Raw genomic sequence first — 19,021 nt, 5'->3', positions numbered from 1 at the left:
CGCTTTCAGTTTCGCTCCAACAAGAAGGCTGTATTACTAAATGGGTAGCCATACATACAAGGTAACTTGCTATGTTTAAAGTGTTCTATAAATTTAATGTAAAAATTATAGTTTTCATGGCATTGACAGTTTGTTCCCACATTACTAGCGCCTGCTTGTGTTCAGATGAACTTGCGCTTGAAAAAGGGGTTGCCGAAATTGCTACAAGATTTCCAACCAAAAGCTCAAAAATTGGGGACTACAAGTTGATTGTTGATGGCAGTTTCTATTTAGTGATTCCGAAGGAAGAATCAAAGTATGGACGTGGCGGTGGTCAGCCGACTGTGAAAATACATCGTGAGAACTGCCAGGTAGTCGATATTTCACTCACTCGCTAGTTGCATTGCCTGCTTGATTTATAAGCTCTGTAGCATGTTTATTAGCTAACTACGTTAGCCCTCACTTGTTGATAGGAGCTTCATGGTGAGCCAAGCAAGATACGAGAAAGCAAAAAATAATACTAAAAAAAGACAGTACTCTTGGTTCGTCGGAAAACCTAATAGACCTTATCGATGAGGAAGAGTAGGTCGAAAAACGACCACAGGCTTCTGCGAACTAGTTATACCGCTCGTATGCTCCAATTTGTGTTGTCTTTTACCTTTCTGTGGAAAGGTGACTTTTTGTAATTGTGAAAAGGGTTTTATAAGTTTACTGCCCTTTACCTCGAAGATAACTAGCTATTAATAGCACCTTTATTGAGGTGGTAGCCTCCTTCCTTGGAGAACCTTCTCTCAACGCCTTCCATTGCTTATTTTTCGTACTCTCTCGATACGCACATAGATCTCTTCTCGATGGGCGGGGAGGGATTTGGGGTGTGGATACCTATCTTTACTTGATTGCCTTTCACTTCCAGTACTGTGACTGAGACATTGGTTCCAATTCTTAGGTTTTCGCTTGTTCGGCGCATTAGGGTCAGCATGTTTGTTTCCTAGCGATACTCAAGCCGTTGGTGGGCATTCCCTGGGGGGGAAGCTTGGTAAGTGATGCATGATTGAAAAGTGGGTGGGGCGGTGGGCGCAGAATAGGAAAAGGCTGACGCTAGGCTCCCAGAACGCGGAGAGTCGATCCAAGCTGATAAATGTATTTTATCTCCATAGTGTCTATGCCATTTTAAGTAGCTAACTCCTAGTATTTTGTTTGCCCTTCCTCTTCAGTCAATAGCTTTGGCGGTTTATACTTGCTATTTAATGGGTGTCCAGGATTACCATTAACCGGATGCGGGATTTCTATTGATCCATAAGGTATTTCAATAGCGAGACGCCCTAGCAAGGTAAGCTATCGACAAGGAGAATGGAATGAATGTCGAAGATCTATTTATGGCCCCAGAGGATTTATTTAGACTGGGAAATTCCACTAGCCCAAGGTTAGATCATATCCGTCGACCGAAGGATGTTGATACAACCGAAATTAATGGAATCTTGATAGTGATTGCAAATGGGAAAGGCATATCACTATCAACAAAGAGCAGGATTGAATCAACACCAATGTCGGGCTGGGTATGGAAGATCTCTAAAGGGACACCAGTTCCACCGGGCCTAAAATTACTTAATGATAGACCCGGGCACTATAGTATCGCTCCAACAGCAAATATGCCCCTCGATGAATTCAAGGGGCTACTTTCAAAAATGGCATTGAAATGTCAGAAGGTATTCAAAAAGCAGATTGCGTTATGACACATATAAAAGAAATGAACTCATCACTATGTGATTGGGAAACCCGGATAATACTTGAAGCAATAACTCATGAAGCTGAGCGTTTAAAGTCTATTTGTGAAACATCTGAAGATGAGGATGAAGTGGCAGATGCCGGGAATGACTATCTAGAAGTTATTGGCCTCAAGGAACGTTTAGAAAATCAAGCAATAGAAGTTTTTGGTCAACAAATTACCAATTTCAGTAGGGAACCACTTTAGCTCTAACAAGTTATTGTGCTGATGTATTGCCCTCAATGTTGCTTGTCCGAGCAAGCATTAGCAAAACTCAGGCCCTAACTATTAGGTTACGGCTCAGCAAAGAGCTAGATTTGTTAACTAAAGGAAGGAGGATCGTCTGGAGCCTCCCTCCTTGGTGAGCCTTCCCTCAATGCCTTCCATTGCTTATTTTTTGTTCTCTCTCGATACGCACATAGATCTCTTCACGATGAACGGGAAGGGATTTGGGGGCGCGGATGCCTATCTTTACTTGATTTCCCTTCACTTCCAACACTGTGATCGAGACATTCGTTCCAATTCTGAGGTTCTCGCCTGTTCGGCGCTTTAGGATCAACATGTTTGTTTCCTAGCGATACTCAAGCTGTGGGTGGGCATTCCTTGGTGGGGAAGCTTGGTAAGTGATACTTGGTGGAAGAGTAGGGTGGGGCGCGGGGGCGGTGGGCGCAGAATAGGAAAAGGCGGGCGCTAGGCTCCCAGAGCTTGGGGAATTGCTCCAAGCTGCTGATTGTGCTCCACTTTATTGAAGACGAGCGGGTTTCTAGCGTAGTATGCATACAGCCATCTTGATACTCGGTTTATCAATTTGGTTAGCTGGCCCTTGGTGTTGCAGCACCTTGGGTCAGCGCCTTTCCTCTATTCTTACTTCACGCTGTCGTTCTCCTGTTGAAGGAATGGTTCTGTCGAAGAATTCTCGGGTCTCTCTTTAAGTTTGGGCTTTAAAGAACTCGTCAAACAGCAGCCCAAAATTCTGATAGTTACTCGTCAATTTTACGCAAAATTGATGTAGAGAAAAGCCTAATAAATTCTAATAAGATAATTTTGGCGCCTATATTTGTTTATATATCCGTATAAAAAATACCAATTTCCTGTTTGGTAGTTATGCAGGTTCATCTTTACTTACAAGCTTTAGGGGGTCTTGCATTAATTGCGGATTCAATGAAGATTTAACTGATTCTTAGTGGATCTCAATAGAGTGATTTAAGCAAGATGTGGTGAGAGTATTATCTCAACTGATATGGCGTGTTTAAATGGAGTTTGGGAGGTAGGGTTTCAGGTTGGTTTGACTATCATCTGTAAATTCTAAAGTGTGTCGGAAGTGCAATTTTATATCAGGTATGGTGTAGGTGGTAAAAAAATAGTAGGCCTATTTATTTCTTATTCTAAATTGTGCTTTGTACAGTCTTTGTTGTTGTTCTTCTTTTGATACAGCGACAATGGAGCCTTTAAGAGTTAAGTCAGGTCTTACATTCTTTTGAGTTTTCTCTTGGATTTTAACTTGTGTTCCTGGTGACGCGGGTGTTTTGTTTTATGGGGATGTATTGGAACAGTTGAACAGTTTTGTAATGGCCCGTGTTGTAAGTTTTTGCTAAGTCAAGAGTCGAATCTGATATTATTCTTTCAGGGTTAGCTCATTTGTATTTTTTTAATAGAGTTTCGTGCTTGTTCGTAAGGTTGGCAGCTAGTCAGAAGTTAGATGACTTCCATTGTTATAGTCAACTCTATTAAATTTTATTGAGACCTGACTTTTAAAGATTAGCAAGTAGTTTTATATAGTAAAAAGTATTAATTAAGAGAGATTATGCCAGTTATTGCCGGGATTCCAGAGTATTGCAAGACACGGGATACAGCGGGTACGGGTGGAATACTTTCCATTGAGCGAAGAATAAGTACCAACTGTGACGAAAGATATGTTTATACAATTAAGGGGAAACTTTTAACACCGCTCACAAGAAGGAGAAATTACCAAAATAGTTCCCGGTATACACAAATTAATGATATAGGCTTAACAGATGATTGGGAACTCGCACATCTATGGCCGCCTAGGTTTGGAGATGAGAGTGCGGCAGGAATTATGGCCGCCCCGAAAGAGCTAAACCAAAAGTTTCAAAATCATGGTGTTGAAAAGTGGGTTCAGCAACTAAGATTGACACATGCTAATAGTACAATTGAAGTAACCGCATCTGCAGCATGCTGGTGCAATAAGTTTTTGAGAAGTAAAAACATTCCTAATATTGGAAGAACTGAGTATCTGAAGTGGGTAAAATACACTATATCAGGTGCTCCTATTGCAGCCGCTAATCCTGCTGACGGAAGATTACAAAATACAAGCATAATGCTTGAGCTTACACTCCATCAACAGGGCGGGCTTCCAAGAGTTATAGTGCATGCAAATGATTCTCCATTAAACTGGATGTGAATTTCAGTTTGGTAGAAAAATAGACATATTATGCTTAGTTTATCTTGACCCTAACGTATTGCATTTTCTGTGATGGCATAGGCTTGGCCTGAAGAAGTAGCGTTTTTAAAACGGCTAGCTATCAGGTCGAGTCTAACCCTTAACAGTTCGACGCTGCTTAGATTTATTTGATATGGCTTATAGAGCGATCACATTTTTTTAAAATGCACGGATGTGAGCTCTTATATCGGACCAAACATACCCTAATCCAACTCCACCAACCTCTGCATCAACGGAAAATACAGCGCACATCGAATATTCCGCTCCCCCCGCGCATAAAAGAGCTTGCGGTAATTCTCCAACTGGGTCCGGTAGTGCTCCAGCTGAGCCGCAATAAACTCTTCCTGGCTTTCCTCACCACTGGGCTCTGCGGTTTTGTAATCGACAATCCAGCGGGTACCTTCGTTATCGATAAAGGTGCGGTCAACAATAGAGCGCCGTAACTGTCGGCCGCCGCTGTGGAGTTCCAGTTCGCAGGCGGATTCCCTTAATGATCCATCCAATAGCCAACAGCCGGTGGGGCAGTTGAGGCTGTTGCGTACGGCGATTTCCACTTTCTCGGCGGCGCGGTCCAGGCTGGTGGCGGATAGCCCCAATTGTTTCAGGCGCAGTTGCCATAGGGGGCGTTGGGCTTCCAGTTTGCTGGGTGTCCAGTCGTTGATATTGGTCTCGGCAATGGTGGCGAGGGTTTCGTGGGCTACGGTGCCGGCGTGTTTGAGCCAGCGCAGGGCTACCTGGCCCAGTTCGGGAACATTGTCTTCTTCCTCGGTTTTGGGTTGGTAGTCTGGCATGCGGTATTGGGCCAGCCATTCCTGCCGGGGCATGGCTTGGGATTGCCATTGGTTGGGCAGGCGCAGCAGGTAGTCGTGATCTCTGCTGGCTTCGTCCTGGTTTAGCAGGGCTTCTTCCGCTTCCAGCCAGTGGCACCAATCGCTTTCCTGGTGGTGTAAAACACTGGGCCAAATGCCGGCGAGTAGGGCGGCGCTGCCGGGGGCTTTTAGGTGGCCCTTTTTTTCATCCCGGTTGATGCAGGCCAAAAGATGGAGCGAGCGGATGGCACGGGTGCAGCCTACATACAACAGGCGGGTACCTTCCAGACGTTCGCGCTCGCTGTTGTCGTGTTTTAGGTATTCAAATACCGGGTCGCGGCCGCCGCGCGCATTTTTGGGGGCGAGCAGGAAGCGGCTTTCACCTTCGCGGTTGAGCCATTCGCTCCAGCGCAGTAGTTGGTCGCTGCCGGGTTTGCCGCCTTGGTCCAGGCCTGGGATCAGTACGTGTTCGAACTCGAGCCCTTTGGATTTGTGAATGGTCATCACCTGCACTTTGGCATCCTGGGCGGGGCGGGCGTAGAGCTGTTCCAGGGCCAGGGTGAACTGTTGCCAGTCAGTAATGGCTCCGCCGGTATCGAAGGCTTCTAATAATTGCAGAAAATCCTGCACATTATTCAGGTCGGATTTTTGCGCTACCGTGGCGGGGCCGCCCAATTCCAGCCAGAGGCCTTCAATCCAGGTGCGTAGGGGTTTGCGGCCGCGCTGTTGCCAGGCGTGCAGCAGTTTGGGGGCCACTTGGGCCAGGCGCGTGCGTCCTTCGTCGCTGAGCAGGGCGATATCGTCTACTTCCTGCAAGGCCATTAATAATGGGCGCGCGCTGGTGTCGGTTACGGTGATATCCCCATTGCCCCAGTTGGCCAGGGTGTAAAGGTCCGGCAGTTGCAGTCCGCACCAGGGGGCGCGAAGTACGGCCAGCCAGCTGATTCGGTCGCTGGGGTCGAGCAGGGCGCGGGTGAGGCTGAGTAAATCCAACACCACCATTTTACTGGCGAGTGGCGCCAGCTCTGGTGCCTGGAAGGCGATATTGGCGGCGCTTAGGGCCGGCAGAATCTTTTGTAGATGCTTTTTCTTGCGCACCAGAATGGCGATACGGCTTTCAGGGTCTTGCGCTTGTAATTGCTGCACCAGTTCAACCGCTTGGGTGGCTTCGCGGTTGCGGTCTTCATCATCGATGCAGCCGTAAAAATTTACCGAGGGCTCGGCCCATTTGCTGCCTTTAAACGCTTCGGATTGCAGATAGCGCACGGCGCCGCGCCCGATATTGTCCGCTTGCGGAAAAGCCCTTTGGAAAGTCTCATTGACCCAGTTCACCACCGCACTTTCGGAGCGGAAATTTACCTGGAGGTCGAGGGCTTCCAGGGGGACTTCACCGATACCGCGTTCGCGCGCATCCAGGAAAATACCCACGTTGGCATTGCGGAAGCCGTAACAGGATTGCATGCCGTCGCCGACAATAAATAGGGTGCGGCCATCTCCCTGCTGCCAGCCGGCAGTGAGTTTTTCCAGCAGTTGTAGCTGGGTGTGGGAGGTGTCCTGGAATTCGTCCACCAGAATATGCTGGGTTTGCAGGTCCAGTTTTAGGGCCAGGTCTGTGGGGTTATCGCTATCGCCCAGGGCGATCAATGCGGCTTGGGCCACTTCTGTATAGTCGGTGGCGCCCAGCTGCTGGAAGACCAGCTTTAATTCTGCGACCAATTTGGGCAGTACCTGGGCGAGCCCTTGCAGCAGTTGCCATTGGCTCTGTTGCAATCCGCTGGGGAGCTTGCCCACTTCCCGCAGGGCGGAGAGCAGCGGTTCGTTGCCGGCCAGTTCTGCCAGCAGGTCTTTCATGCGCTGTTTGTATTCTTCGGCGATGGGGCGCTCGGGATCTTTTTTATCCGGTAGGCCAAAACCGAGTTTTTTATTGATGCCGCCGCCTTTGCGCAGATCACCAGTGGTGGTGAGGAGCAGGCTGCCGAGGGCGAGCCAGGCGGGCAGGCCGCTGCTGTCTGTGCTGGGGAAATCGTCCAGTTCGGCGAAGAGGCACAGGCCGTGGCTGGGGTTTTCCTTTTGTAAATTGCCGCCGGCATAGCTGGCCAGCTCCAGCAGTTCCCCGGCATAACTGCCGAGGGCTGTGGAGAGGTCTTGCAGCTTTTCTGCTACCAGTTCGTCGATAACAAAATGAAAATAGTCCTGGGCTCCGTCGAAGTTGACGCTCAAGAGTGGGCCGAGCCATTGCTCGCGCTTATCCAGCAAAATACGCAGCAATTTATTGAGCTGGCCCAGGTCGTTGTCCAGGTGGAGCAGTAGTTGCTGTAGGTCTGCGTCTGGGGTTTCGCCATCGAGGTGTTTGAGCAGGTTCACCACGGCTAGTTCAAAGGCGATTTGGGTGCGCTCCAGGGGTTCACCCGGTGCTCCCAGGCCGCTTTCGATCGGTAGTTGGCTGGCGAGGCTGCGGCAGAGGCCGTCGATGGTTTGAATACGTAGGCGCTGAGGTGTTTGCAGCAGTTCCCATTCCAGTTCGCGATCCCGCTCCAGTAGGGCGCGGGCTAAATCCCAGGTGATGGCATCGTGGGGGTTATCTGGCCGGGCTTGGTCGCGGGCGCTGTGCAGGGCGTCGATCAGGCGCTCGCGCATTTCACCGGCGGCTTTGCGGGTGAAGGTAATGGCCAGCACCTCTTCCGGTTGCTGGCAGGCGGCGAGCAACTTTAATACGCGCTGGGTGAGCAGGCCGGTTTTACCGGAGCCTGCCGGGGCAGATACGGCAAAACTGCGGCTGATATCCAGGGCTTGGCTGCGGGCGTCGGCATCGATGGGGCGGCGCAGGGCGGGAGTGGTCACGACTTCGTTCATTCGGTTATTTGCTCCCTTTCCGGCCAGCGGTTTAGGGGCCAGAGTTCACTGTTGTTATCGGTGGGGCGATCAAAGGCGAGGGTGGCTACACCACTGCGATATTCGGTGGCGAGGGATTCCAGGCTGTAGCGCCAGTGCTCCACCAGATTGCTCCAGGTGCCGTAGGGGGATTCTTTTTCCGTATCGCCCACGGCTTTAATGCCGGTAATGGGGTGCTCCAGGTCTCCGCAGCCATTCCATTTGCAGTCGCCGTTGCGCACCTGGCCGAAGGCGATGGCGTGGGCGTCCGGTTGGAATAGGGCGTAGAGCGGCAGCTGGGGTTCGCGGATACGCTGGGTAAGCCAGTCGCGAATACTGGGGATGCCGGTTTTGTAATCGATTACCAGTTGCTCGCCGCTGGCGAGTTGGTCCAGTCGGTCCAGGCGCAGGTTAAAGTGCAGCCCGCCGATTTCCACGGCTTGTTCCCATTCGACTTTTTCTACGGAGAAATTGGGCCTGTCCAGTTCCACGGATAGCCATTGTTGCAGCAGACGCTCCAGGCGCTGCTTTTCCATGGCCCAAAATCCGATAGGCAGGTGATTATATTTTTTGCGCACACTGCCGAGGGAGCGCTCTACTGCGCGTTCGATTTGCGCTTGGCGTTGCTCGTCGTCCATGGCCTGCAGTTGTAAGAGGGTGCCGCACTGTTGCCAGAATTCCGCCAGCACCTGGTGCACCACATTACCGCGCTCGGCGGGGCCGAGGCCGATATCCGGTTGGGTAAAATTGCTGGCGCCGAGGCGGAAGCGCAACTGCGCATTTAATGGGGACAGGGCCTGGGCCTTGAGCACCGAGGCACCGCCGCGCACCCGTTCACATTCGGCGGGTGTGAGTGGCGGTAGCTTTTTGTCTTCGATTTTTTCCAGCTGACAGGCTTGCGCCAGTTGGTTGTAGTGATGGTGCAGGGCGCCTTCGGCAAAGTGCTGGGCTTGTTGCGGGCTTTCAAACAAGCTGCTCAGTCCCTGCTGCACACCGTCTTCTTCACAGGTGTAACTCACGACGATATCGCCGCTGGCATTGAGTAGGTCGGCGGTGAGTTCGCGGGCCAGTTCCAATTCCCGCTCGGCACTGGCGCGGGGCATCTTCCAGTGTTTTTGCCATTGAATTGGCAGCAGCGGATTGGGCGCCGGTGCCGGCGGCCATTGCTGTTGGCCGAAGCCGACCAGGCGCAGGTGATCGAAGGCGAGGCCGCCAGCTTCCAGTACCCCGAGAATTTGCAGGGGGCCATCGCGGGTTTCCGCTTGGAAGGGGGTGCGGCTGGCAATCTGACGCAGCAATTGCAGGGCCTGGGTGAGAGTAAGGTCGCCACCGCAGGCACTGAGTGCGGCGAACTCTTCCAGGATGGATTCCCACTGCATCAGCTGCTGGTATTCCTGGCTGTCTGGGTTGCGGTTGCCGGGCCAATTTAATGCGCTAAGTGTTTCGGAAAAGCGCGCGGCCCAAATTTCAGCGGGCGCTCGCTGCCAGCGCCGGGCGCGTTCGGCCATTTGTTCCAGCTGGCGGGGCAGTTGCGGCGATTCTAAGTGGAGGACTTCTGCGGTGCGCTCGGCCCAGTAGCGCAGGGTGGCGCCGTCGATGCGGCGAAGTTCCAGTTTTTGTAAACGGCGGAACAGGGCGCTGCGCAGCCAGGTTTCACTGTCGTCACCCCAGAAGGGGCTGAACAGGATATTTTGCAATTGGGGGTAATCCCATTCGTCTTGCAGTAGCGATAGCAATTGCAGGGCGGCGCTGCCGACCGGTGTCTGCGCCAGAGGCGTACCGGCGGAGAAGTTAAACGGCAGTGTGTAGCGCGGTTGCTGCGGGTCCAGGTATTGGGGCTCGAGCACGCGGGAAAATACCGCTTCCACCTGGGCGCGGCACTGGCCCAGATTGTTCACGACTATGCCGACGCTGTGGCCGGGGTTTTCGGCGAGCTTTTGTCCGGCCCAAAGAGCTGCTTGGTAGAGTTCTTCATCCAAATCGGCGCAGGCGGCTACGGATAATTCGCTTTGCTGGGTGATTCCCTGCCTTTCATTAACAGCTTCGGCAACTGCGTGAATTAGGGCATTGGCGAGGGGCGAAATCTGGGCAAAGCCGGCGGTATCAATTTGCGCGACGGGTTCCAGAATGCCTTCCTGGAATGCGCGCAGGATCAATTGATCGCGCTGGTCTGGCGTGATGGCGCTGTGGGCCTGAAGCTCAGTGGCAAAGGCCTTGATCATGGCGCACAGCGGCAGTTCGTCGCTGCGCATAGAGAGAGCGAACTGCTCCAGTAGGGGAGTTAGCGCTTCATCTATTTGCGAGAGATCGGAGATCAGCTGCCATTGGAGCAGCTGCGCCAGGGCGCTATCGGCATCCCGGCACAGTTGCTGGCTGTTGAGCAGTTGCCGGTCCAGGGATTCATCCAGGGCGCGCTGCCAGAGTAATTGCCGTTGCTCGCGATTCAATACCTGCTGCAAGGCGGGCTGCCAGTTGCGCTGTTGCAGTTGGAACCAGAGCTTGTCCAGCCAGCTGCGCAGGGATTCCACCGGCGGCGGCATCCAGCAGGCACCGGGCGACTGCTGCGCGGCAAACACCTGTTGGCAGCGGTTGCGCAGACGGTTGTTGGGGGTGAGCAGCAGTCCTCCGGGAGGCAGCTGCGCAAATATTTCGAGAGCGGGAAATGCCGGCTTCAGCATGAATTCGGGTACCGGTTAGGGCTTGTTATTCGGGGAACGGTCGCGGTTTGTGACGGAGCTGTCAACCTTGACGAGCAGTTGTCACTATTTCGATGATCCTAGAGGTTGGATTCGAGGGGTTCGGCAACTGGGGCGAACTCGCTAAAGGCCCTCTCTATATTGCCGGTTAGGTCAACCGTGCTGGTGATCAGGCGGCCAGTGTTTGGGGCATCCGGCAGCATCAGCTCGAGTTCTTCCAGCCACCAGCGCACTCGCCGGGCGATGGCTTCGCCGGAATCCAGCCATTGGATTGAGCGAGGGGCGAACTGGTCCAGTTCTTCCCGCAGCAGGGGAAAGTGGGTGCAGGCCAATACGGCAATATCCACTTGGTCACCGCCGGCGGTGTGGAATACGCGGTGCAAGACCGGCTCCAAATCCTCTGCGGTGATGGCTTCGCCGCGCAGTTTGCTTTCCGCCAGATGCACCAACTCCGGTGCGGGCACATTAATTACCCGGTTGCCGTTGGCAAATTGCTCGATAAGCTCTCGTGTGTAGCGGCGATTGACGGTGCCTTCAGTGGCAATCAGGGCAATGGTGCGGGAACGGCTGGCGGCAGCGGCGGGTTTCACAGCGGGTACAACGCCCACTACGGGTTTCTTCAGGGATTCGCGCAGCTGGGGCAAGGCCAGGGTGCTGGCGGTGTTGCAGCCCACCACTAAAATATCGGCACCGCAGTGCTCCATCATGGCTTGGGCCTGCTGGACGATCCGGGGGCGCAGTTCTTCTTCGCTTTTATTGCCGTAGGGGTAAAAGCCGTTGTCCACACCCAGGTGCAAGGTCAGGCCCGGCATCAGGCGGCGGATCTCCCGCGCAATGCTGACGGCGCCCACGCCGGAATCAAAGATCAGGGCGCTGGGGGCTGGGCTGTCTGGGTGGGCGCTGTGTTTGTGCATGCGTTCTGGAGTACCAACATCGAAACCAATCCTCCAAGAATACCTCAAAACTCCACGAAAATTCCCATTGCAGGTATCAGGGAGCAATAGCATCCTCTGGCGGACGCACTTTCCATAGTCAAACTGGTAGAATGGTGGTTTCGCCTCTATCTAGGCAAGCCATTGGGGATAGGCCCCTGGCAAAATCCTGATTTATCCATCTCTTTCCGGGTCTGGGAGTACCACTCTATGCCAGCGTTCCCGCTGCAATTGAATGCCGATCATGCGGTGATGGCGGCTGTTGCCATCTTGTTTCTGTTGGGCTTGGTGTTTTGGTTGGCGCGAGCCAGTAGCCGCCGCGCTTTATTGCAGAGCCAAGCCGCTTTACAGGTGGCTCAGGCGCGGATCGATAGCAGCCGCGAGCGGGAATCCCAGCTTGGAGTTGATGTGGAATCCCTGCGTACCGAGCTGGCGGACAAGCTGCAACAACTCACGCGAAGCCAAGTGCTGGTAGAGAAAGGGGAGGCGGCCCTGGCGGAGCAGCGCAAGCTGATGGAGCAAATGCGTATTGCCATGGGTGAGCAGTTCGAGAATCTGGCCAACCGGATTTTTGAAGAGAAGCAGCAGAGCTTCGTGCGCCGCAGTGAAGACAGCCTGCGCAAAAGTCTCGATCCGCTTGAGCGCCAGTTGGGGGATTTCCGCAAGCGAGTAGAGCATGTCTACGATCGCGAAAATGCTGAGCGCAACAGCCTGCTGGGGCAGATTAAAGCGTTGCGCGAGCAAACCCAGCGCATCAGTGATGAGGCCCTGAACCTGACTTCGGCCCTAAAAGGTGACCGCAAGATTCAGGGTAACTGGGGTGAAGTGGTGCTGGAGCGTTTGCTGGAGGAATCCGGCCTGCAGAAGGGGCGCGAGTACGAAACCCAGGTAACCCTGACGAGCGATGGCCGCAGGCGCCAGCCAGATGTGATTGTGCGCCTGCCGGAAAACAAAGACCTGATTATCGATTCCAAGGTCTCCCTGGTGGACTACGAGCGCTATAGCTCGGCGGAAACCGATGAGGAGCGCACCCAAGCCCTGAAACAGCATGTGAATTCCCTGCGCGCCCATATCACCGGCCTTAACAAGAAGGCCTACGAACAGCTGGAGGGTGTGCGCACCCTGGATTTCGTCTTTATTTTCGTGCCCATTGAGGCTGCGTATATGTTGGCTATGCAGGCGGACCCGGATTTGTTCCGTTTTGCTTATGAGAAGCAAATTGTCCTGGTAAGCCCTACCAGCCTGATGGCGACTCTGCGCACAGTCGAGAATATCTGGCGCTACGAGAAACAAAACAAGAACGCGGAAAAAATCGCCGACGAGGCCGGCAAGCTGCACGATCAGTTTGCTATGGTGCTGGAGTCACTGGATGTTCTTGGTGATCGCCTGCGCCAAGCGGATGACGCTTACCAGCAGACTTACAAGCGATTGGCGACAGGCCGTGGCAACGCGGTGAAGCGGATTGATAGTTTGCGTAAGCTGGGTGCTAAAACCCGTAAGCAGATCTCTGCGGATTTAAGGGAGCGAGCGGATCAGCCTGAGGTAAAGGGATTGCCACAGGCTGAGGAAGCCGCCACGGAAGAATAATTTTTTATGGAAAATCTTGTATTCGCGCTATCAGTCACAGGGCCGATTTTCCTGATGATTATTGGCGGATACCTGCTCAAATATAAAGGGATAGTACGAGACAGCTTTATTGATGATGCCTCCAGGCTTGTTTTCCACGTGGCATTACCAGCACTGCTTTTTATTAATATCTATTCCTCGGATGCCAACCCCGCGCAAGAAATAGACCTGCTTGTAGCAGGGGTTCTCGGCACTTTTGTGATGCTCCCTTTGGCATGGTTGCTGGCGCGGCCGGTATCGCCAATGGATCGCAGCGCTTTTATCCAGGGGGCTTTTCGTGGAAATGTGGCGATTGTCGGCCTTGCCTGGATCGAAAAAGCCTACGGAAGCGAGGGTGTTTCCAATTCCGCAGGGTTGGTAGCGGCACTCACGATTCAGTTTAATGTTATCGCCGTCGCTCTTTTCGTGCTTTACAATAAGGACAGAAAATTTGGCTGGCGGGTGATGCTGTGGGAGCTGGTCAAGAACCCTCTAATCCTCGGTGTCATTGCAGCCATTGTGTGCCGTTTATTGGCTGTAAGGCTGCCGGAAGTACTGCACGATACCATTCAGTATCTTGCATCTGTGGGCCTGCCACTGGGACTTATCTGTATTGGTGCCAGCATGAAAATGCGAACACTGATGCGCAGTTCCCCCACGGCGCTGGCGGCCTCATTACTTAAACTGGTTGTTGCTCCGATTGTCTGCCTGCTGATTGGTTTGGCATTGGGCATGAGCCCTGAATACTTGGGATACCTGATCCTGATGACGGGTGCTCCCTGTGCGATCTCGGCCTTTGTAATGGCCCATGCTATGGGTGGGAACAGCCAGCTTACGGCCAATATTGTGGGGCTCAGCACATTGCTCTCTGTTGTTACTGCCAGTATCGGGCTGGCATTGCTTAAGGTGTATTTTTAATGACCGTTTTCCCAATCTGGTTGCTTATTCTTGCAGCAGTAATCATTTTTGCTCTCGCTATTGTGGCTGGCTACTATCTTCGCAAACTATCAGTAGCGCAAAAGAAACAGGCCGAACAACTGGCGGAGCTGGAGCAAGCTGCCGAAGATCAGCGCCAAAGAGTAAACGACAGCATCCAGATTATTGCCCGCACCTTGTTGGATGATGGAGTAGGGCTTACCGAAGCTTCGATTCGTATTCGCGTTCTTTTGGATGCGCTTCAGGTGGAAGACAAAGTACGTGAAGAGTTTGTTGCTTTTTATACCATCGCAGAGAAAACCAGTCATATCCCAATTCTAAAAGACTGGAAGGCATTGCCGCGTAAAGAACAATTTCAATATGAGTTAGAAATGGCACAAATAGAGGCAGATTATAAAGACTTTGCGATAGATGCCGCTAAATGTATCCTTGGCCGTACTTTTTGAAGTTGGGTAGCCAGATGATTGGCTGGGATAGCTCTTTATTTGTTAGTCAACGGGTAGTAATCTGCCCGTTGTTTGGAGAGTTTAATTCTTTTATTTCTAGCTTTTTGCAAAGGTTACTTTGTAGGTGCTAACCCGCCTTAAAATTTATTTTTTATGCATACTGCATTTGCGCGGAACTTATTGATCCCATTTTTTCGCAAAATGAAATCAAAATTTACTGACTCTACTGGCAGTATTCAGTGAGAATTAGTAAGTGATTTTAAAAGTAATCCTGCTTATCGCTGTGCTGACATACTTCGCACGTTCATCAAATTAGCTTTATTCGGCAATTTTTGGGGTGCCGGTGTACTTTCGTTGAACTTTATTTTTGGTGGTTTCCATTTGAATGTACTCATTGGCACCGTAATTTCATTTGTCACCGCGTTAGGTGTATTCAAGCTGCTTGATCATCTTGAGGGGGCTGGAGCTTGGTACTGGATCGCGTTTTTGATCGCTATCGGAGCGTCCGTCATATTGGCCTGAATGTGAACTTGTTAACAGGGCTTATCCTTAAGTAGCAACAAAATGCTCTAAACAAGAAGAAACCTTCCCCCATTGAGTAGACGCCTACCTTTTGAATAGGGTAGGAGAAAATGCCGAAAATACTGAGTGAAGAGCGGGTTGTTGAATATTCAACAGAGTTCAAAGTTAGAGTGGTAGCTCTCACTAATCAACTGAAAGTAGATACGACCACTATCGCCAATATTATTGGTTTGCATCCAGTAATGGTGTATAGATGGCGACAGGAAAGTAGAGAAGGCAAGCTGGTCGAGAAGCCCAGCCGTAGAATAAGTATGACCAAGACAACGAAAACTCAGTCTCAAACTGATGACAAAGAGATAAGACGTCTAAAAAAGCAGGTTGAGAAATTGCAAAAGGAGAATGATTTCCTAAAAAAGTGGGAAATGTACCTGAAAGATCCAAAGCTGAAAGATTCTCGTTCATAGCTCTTAATCGATCGGACTTTGGTGTCAGGTACTTATGTAGATACTTGAATGTTTCACCCCAAGGGTTTTATAAGTGGCTCAACCGTGATGAGAGCACTCGAGACATAGAAAATAGACGAATTCTTGGGTGTATCGAAGCTATCTATGCGCAGCATGATGGTAATTATGGAAGTCCAAGAATTAGCGCAGAGCTGAAAGCTAATGGTGAACGAATAAATCACAAGCGCGTTGAACGCCTTATGAGAGAGGCTGGAATCGTGGGGAAAGCTGGAAGGATCTATCGTCGACACCCTTTGCCTGGAAATCCTTGCATTAAGGTTGAAAATTTACAAAGAGAGAATGGTATGCCGAGTAAACCAGACTCTCAATGGGCTGGTGATGTAACCTATCTGAAGATCAATGGGCAATGGCAATATTTAGCTGTGATTATCGATCTTTACTCCCGGAAAGTGTTGGGTTGGGAGCTGTCGGATACTCGATCCGTTGAGCTAACACTGTCAGCGCTAAATAAAGCTGTCCGTCGCAGAAATATAGAATCAGATCTAATATTTCACAGCGACCGAGGTTCTGAGTACGGTGCTTATGCATACCAAAACCGACTCAAAGAACTGGGTATTGAGCCGAGCATGAACCGTCCAGGATTTATGAATGATAATGTGTATGTAGAATCATTTTTTCAAACACTGAAAACTGAGAGTTTCAAAGGGTTTAATTTTGAATCCGTTGAGGAGCTAAGAACTAACTTATCTTGGTATCTTGATAGGTACTATAACTTTAAAAGAAGACATGGTTCACTTGGGTTCAAAAGCCCAGATGAATATGAAAGAATGGCCGCATAAGATGAATATAAGGTGGCGTCTACTTTAAGGGGGGAGGCTTCGAAAGTAAGAAATTTGATGCTACGTCAAGTCGTTAGCACACTTAAATAAGCTGATTGACTTTCCTTTGAGGCTTGGCGCATACGTTAAAAGTTTTGGTGTCTAAATTGAAAAAATTATTAATATACTTTGTCTCGCTATTTTTTGCAGTTGCTGCATATTTTCTTACGTTTTCGGCATTTTATGAATCATGGTTTCCCTACTACTATGAGGAATACCTCTCTTATTTTTTCCTGGCAGGGCTTGCAGTAATTGTACTCTTGCCATTTGCTGCTGCAGTGTCGGGCTCAGAAAATAGTATGAGCTATTTTTCAAAATATATAAGCTTAGCTGTCATATTTCATTGGACTGTAGTAGTTTTATCTGTGGTGGTTTTTGTGTACATGTTATCTAATGGCGTATTAATCAATGGGCCTGGTATTTATAGGGTGGCTCCATAAAGTAAATTGACATAATAAAGATAGATAGTGCTGCTCCGGCCAAAACACCTTGCGCTTTGTTTGATTTCTGTGCTCTCAGTTTGCATGATATATGAGTAGTATGGATAGCCTCTTTAATGGGGATTAAGTTATCTTATGAGAAAATACGATGTTTGGAATCTTGAAGTATATTGGGCTTGTGATAATCGTAAGTTTGGGGTTTGGTCAAACCTTTGTTTATCAAAGAGTAAAGAAAAAATGGAATTCTCTCCCTGTAGTTGATGCAAAAATAACAACCTCAAAATTAAAAAATTTTACGAATGCGGAGGGGCAAAGGGTATACGAGGCACAAATCGAGTTTGAGTATGAGTACAAGGGCGTCAAGTATAGTTCAGATACTCCATTACTCAGGTCCCCCCAATTGTTTAAAAATAACAATATCGAGCATGATCTACTGAGTCGATATAAAGAGGGGGGAAGCGTGGCGGTGCGTGTAATGCCCAGCTCCCCAAAAAATGCATTTATAGAAATGGAACGGTTCAGTAAGTTGTCTGCAGTTGTGATTCCAGTACTTATAGTTATTTATAGTTTGGCTGTATTCGGCTATGGATGGTTGGTGACTGCGGCAGTGACACGCTAGTAACGTATTGTTAGTATAAATGGTGTAATATGATGCTGTAGAGGAAAAGCTTCTCTATTTGAAGTTTTATGAATATCGTTTTCGTCATGAATGGTTTAAGCCTGAGTGGAGTTTATACATTAATTAAACGCATAGAAGGATAAGCGGTTGGCTTAATAATCCAATGCATTGAATGCATAGTATTGCTTTTAGCTTTAGCATTAATCTAGGGAGGGAGTATGAGGCTGGGAATTTTGATATTCATATCGATCGTATTGTGGGTTATTTCAGGAATCATTGCATTTTATGGTTTTGAGAGTCTGGATCAGGCGAGTAACTTTGGAGAAAGTTTTGGTGCGATCTCATCTCTGTTTTCCAGCTTTGCTCTGGCCTTAGCAATTTATTCTATGGTGTTGCAACAGAAGCAAAATGATCAGTTTGAAAAGTATACTTTAACTGCTCTTGATCAACAGTCTAAACAAATAGAAATTATAAATAAAAGTATCGAAGAACAGTTGAAAACTGCAAAGGTAGCAGCAATTACAGCGCTGATTGATCGCGAGGAGCAGCGTATAGCTAATTTGAAAGAGTGGGGTGAGCAGAAGGGGGATATCAATAGGTACGAAAATGGGATAGCTGCTGCATCCAGACGAATTGAAAAATATAATGAGGATTTGCAGGCCCATGCGACATGCTGATAAAGGGTTGTAGTATGTCCTAGCTAGCAGTCTTCACCGGACTTTATTAATTTAGCTTGCCATGACTGCTGAGCTTAACTTAAGAGAAAACGCTTAATATTTACTTCATGATCAAGTACCTGACTACTCAGCAGTTACAATATAATCATTAGAGTTAAGTCTCCTGGTAATTCGACTAGTGTCTCCGCTTAGGGGCTCTTCTTCATGGCTACATTTCATCCAAGCATTGAGGCATTGAAGTATTAAAGTGAGATGAGGAGTCGCTCATTTTTCTTGTTTTCGTAGACTTTGGCTTGCTCGACGGCAGAATGGCCAAAGATAAGCATTTCTAGAAGATATCATGGACACTTTAAAATGGTGAAAGATGTAATCTTTGGGTGCGTAAAAATTTGGAAGGTGACAACCCCAGTTTAGGGTGCATCTTCTATTAGGCTATATTATAGGTAACTACTGAGAATGTATATTTGTGATAGATGTGGAAAAAGAGGAAAGTCTAAGATCAAGCTTTGGGTTGCAGGTGAAGATCTAATCGGTTTTATTTTTTTGTCTGTCGCTTTAATGGCCCCTATAGGCTTCATGACATACTTATGTATTATAATCCTATATCCTGAATCTTTCTTAGAGGAAGTATTTGCTTTTGAAGGTATGACTCAAATAGTCTTTATTGGGCTGCCAAGCCTATTAGTAGTTGGGTACTGGTATTACCGTATTGGGCATAAAGTATACGTATTCTTTGGAAGGTTTGTTAACTTTAAGTTTAGCTATATCGCTACCTGCGAACCTTGTGGCTTAAGCTTGAAAGAGATTCATCTTCCCGGAGAATCTTGATATTTAAGCTGTTGTTGTCCTTCCACGAGGGAGAGTTTCTTGTGCTTAGCTACAGTTGTTTGCTTAGTATTTCTAATATCGGGATACCCTGGC

General features: G+C 49.4%; 16 protein-coding genes and 1 pseudogene. 12 read left to right on the top strand and 5 right to left on the bottom strand.

Annotation, left to right across the window (positions count from 1 at the left end; all coding sequences use genetic code 11):
• Positions 1-71: 71 nt before the first annotated feature.
• Entirely contained in the window at positions 72-377 is a 306-nt protein-coding gene (locus ACJJJB_RS09570) for a hypothetical protein (protein ID WP_445366139.1), read from the top strand.
• 393 nt (positions 378-770) lie between these two features.
• On the opposite strand, the pseudogene csrA (ACJJJB_RS09565) reads toward ACJJJB_RS09570, so the two are convergent.
• Positions 771-958, bottom strand: a pseudogene (csrA, locus tag ACJJJB_RS09565) (carbon storage regulator CsrA).
• Positions 959-1,334: 376 nt separating this feature from the next.
• Here csrA (ACJJJB_RS09565) and ACJJJB_RS09560 point away from each other — a divergent pair.
• On the top strand, positions 1,335-1,712 hold the full coding sequence (locus tag ACJJJB_RS09560) for a Tse2 family ADP-ribosyltransferase toxin (RefSeq protein WP_445366138.1): 378 nt from the start codon (positions 1,335-1,337) through the stop codon (positions 1,710-1,712).
• Positions 1,709-1,951 (top strand): hypothetical protein, encoded by a 243-nt coding sequence (locus tag ACJJJB_RS09555; protein WP_299587156.1) that lies wholly within the window; start codon positions 1,709-1,711, stop codon positions 1,949-1,951. The genes ACJJJB_RS09560 and ACJJJB_RS09555 overlap by 4 nt, the downstream gene beginning before the upstream one ends.
• 166 nt (positions 1,952-2,117) lie before the next feature.
• Here the strand turns inward: ACJJJB_RS09555 and csrA (ACJJJB_RS09550) are convergent, their stop codons facing one another.
• Complete coding sequence (gene csrA, locus ACJJJB_RS09550) at positions 2,118-2,306, bottom strand: carbon storage regulator CsrA (RefSeq protein ID WP_445366137.1); 189 nt, start codon at positions 2,304-2,306, stop codon at positions 2,118-2,120.
• A 1,242-nt stretch (positions 2,307-3,548) separates the two neighbouring features.
• Here csrA (ACJJJB_RS09550) and ACJJJB_RS09545 point away from each other — a divergent pair.
• On the top strand, positions 3,549-4,166 hold the full coding sequence (locus ACJJJB_RS09545; protein WP_445366136.1) for a polymorphic toxin type 4 domain-containing protein: 618 nt from the start codon (positions 3,549-3,551) through the stop codon (positions 4,164-4,166).
• A gap of 242 nt (positions 4,167-4,408) precedes the next feature.
• Here the strand turns inward: ACJJJB_RS09545 and ACJJJB_RS09540 are convergent, their stop codons facing one another.
• The 3 genes from ACJJJB_RS09540 to murI all read right to left on the bottom strand — a co-directional run bounded on the left by ACJJJB_RS09540 (position 4,409) and on the right by murI (position 11,495).
• A complete protein-coding gene (locus ACJJJB_RS09540) occupies positions 4,409-7,867 on the bottom strand; it encodes a UvrD-helicase domain-containing protein (protein ID WP_445366135.1) in 3,459 nt (1,152 codons plus the stop codon).
• Complete coding sequence (locus tag ACJJJB_RS09535) at positions 7,864-10,563, bottom strand: PD-(D/E)XK nuclease family protein (RefSeq protein ID WP_445366134.1); 2,700 nt, start codon at positions 10,561-10,563, stop codon at positions 7,864-7,866. Before ACJJJB_RS09535 ends, ACJJJB_RS09540 begins: the two co-directional genes overlap by 4 nt.
• Before the next feature lie 98 nt (positions 10,564-10,661).
• Entirely contained in the window at positions 10,662-11,495 is an 834-nt protein-coding gene (gene murI, locus ACJJJB_RS09530) for a glutamate racemase (RefSeq protein ID WP_445366133.1), read from the bottom strand.
• 228 nt (positions 11,496-11,723) lie between these two features.
• Between murI and ACJJJB_RS09525 the strand changes: the two genes are divergently transcribed.
• From ACJJJB_RS09525 to ACJJJB_RS09490, 8 genes are all read left to right on the top strand, one after another.
• The gene (locus tag ACJJJB_RS09525; RefSeq protein ID WP_353376320.1) at positions 11,724-13,100 is read left to right on the top strand and encodes a DNA recombination protein RmuC; all 1,377 of its coding nucleotides are present in this window, start codon (positions 11,724-11,726) and stop codon (positions 13,098-13,100) included.
• A 6-nt stretch (positions 13,101-13,106) separates the two neighbouring features.
• On the top strand, positions 13,107-14,036 hold the full coding sequence (locus tag ACJJJB_RS09520) for an AEC family transporter (RefSeq protein WP_445366132.1): 930 nt from the start codon (positions 13,107-13,109) through the stop codon (positions 14,034-14,036).
• Positions 14,036-14,500 carry a DUF2489 domain-containing protein gene (locus ACJJJB_RS09515; protein ID WP_445366131.1) on the top strand — a complete coding sequence of 155 codons (465 nt, stop codon included), beginning with the start codon at positions 14,036-14,038 and terminating at the stop codon, positions 14,498-14,500. Before ACJJJB_RS09520 ends, ACJJJB_RS09515 begins: the two co-directional genes overlap by 1 nt.
• Before the next feature lie 632 nt (positions 14,501-15,132).
• Positions 15,133-15,486: a transposase gene (locus ACJJJB_RS09510; RefSeq protein ID WP_445365040.1), complete on the top strand. Its 354-nt coding sequence runs from the start codon at positions 15,133-15,135 to the stop codon at positions 15,484-15,486.
• Positions 15,438-16,325: an IS3 family transposase gene (locus tag ACJJJB_RS09505; RefSeq protein ID WP_445365039.1), complete on the top strand. Its 888-nt coding sequence runs from the start codon at positions 15,438-15,440 to the stop codon at positions 16,323-16,325. The genes ACJJJB_RS09510 and ACJJJB_RS09505 overlap by 49 nt, the downstream gene beginning before the upstream one ends.
• Before the next feature lie 146 nt (positions 16,326-16,471).
• Complete coding sequence (locus ACJJJB_RS09500; protein ID WP_445366130.1) at positions 16,472-16,804, top strand: hypothetical protein; 333 nt, start codon at positions 16,472-16,474, stop codon at positions 16,802-16,804.
• A 148-nt stretch (positions 16,805-16,952) separates the two neighbouring features.
• The gene (locus ACJJJB_RS09495; RefSeq protein WP_445366129.1) at positions 16,953-17,423 is read left to right on the top strand and encodes a DUF3592 domain-containing protein; all 471 of its coding nucleotides are present in this window, start codon (positions 16,953-16,955) and stop codon (positions 17,421-17,423) included.
• A 218-nt stretch (positions 17,424-17,641) separates the two neighbouring features.
• Positions 17,642-18,100 carry a hypothetical protein gene (locus ACJJJB_RS09490; RefSeq protein ID WP_020413032.1) on the top strand — a complete coding sequence of 153 codons (459 nt, stop codon included), beginning with the start codon at positions 17,642-17,644 and terminating at the stop codon, positions 18,098-18,100.
• Positions 18,101-19,021 lie beyond the last annotated feature (921 nt).

It is taken from the genome of Microbulbifer variabilis (genome assembly GCF_052468405.1).
The sequence above is the reverse complement of the archived record's forward strand: the minus strand, read 5'-3'. Positions and strand labels throughout refer to the sequence as shown.

Excerpts from the sequence above, each read along its gene's own strand:
- ACJJJB_RS09490 (WP_020413032.1), top strand. The coding sequence starts at position 17,642 with ATGAGGCTGGGAATTTTGATATTCATATCGATCGTATTGTGGGTTATT.
- ACJJJB_RS09525 (WP_353376320.1), top strand. The coding sequence starts at position 11,724 with ATGCCAGCGTTCCCGCTGCAATTGAATGCCGATCATGCGGTGATGGCG.
- ACJJJB_RS09555 (WP_299587156.1), top strand. The coding sequence starts at position 1,709 with ATGACACATATAAAAGAAATGAACTCATCACTATGTGATTGGGAAACC.
- ACJJJB_RS09545 (WP_445366136.1), top strand. The coding sequence starts at position 3,549 with ATGCCAGTTATTGCCGGGATTCCAGAGTATTGCAAGACACGGGATACA.
- ACJJJB_RS09495 (WP_445366129.1), top strand. The coding sequence starts at position 16,953 with ATGTTTGGAATCTTGAAGTATATTGGGCTTGTGATAATCGTAAGTTTG.
- ACJJJB_RS09570 (WP_445366139.1), top strand. The coding sequence starts at position 72 with ATGTTTAAAGTGTTCTATAAATTTAATGTAAAAATTATAGTTTTCATG.
- ACJJJB_RS09540 (WP_445366135.1), bottom strand. The coding sequence starts at position 7,867 with ATGAACGAAGTCGTGACCACTCCCGCCCTGCGCCGCCCCATCGATGCC.
- ACJJJB_RS09560 (WP_445366138.1), top strand. The coding sequence starts at position 1,335 with ATGAATGTCGAAGATCTATTTATGGCCCCAGAGGATTTATTTAGACTG.
- ACJJJB_RS09515 (WP_445366131.1), top strand. The coding sequence starts at position 14,036 with ATGACCGTTTTCCCAATCTGGTTGCTTATTCTTGCAGCAGTAATCATT.
- ACJJJB_RS09520 (WP_445366132.1), top strand. The coding sequence starts at position 13,107 with ATGGAAAATCTTGTATTCGCGCTATCAGTCACAGGGCCGATTTTCCTG.
- murI (WP_445366133.1), bottom strand. The coding sequence starts at position 11,495 with ATGCACAAACACAGCGCCCACCCAGACAGCCCAGCCCCCAGCGCCCTG.
- csrA (WP_445366137.1), bottom strand. The coding sequence starts at position 2,306 with ATGTTGATCCTAAAGCGCCGAACAGGCGAGAACCTCAGAATTGGAACG.
- ACJJJB_RS09535 (WP_445366134.1), bottom strand. The coding sequence starts at position 10,563 with ATGCTGAAGCCGGCATTTCCCGCTCTCGAAATATTTGCGCAGCTGCCT.
- ACJJJB_RS09510 (WP_445365040.1), top strand. The coding sequence starts at position 15,133 with ATGCCGAAAATACTGAGTGAAGAGCGGGTTGTTGAATATTCAACAGAG.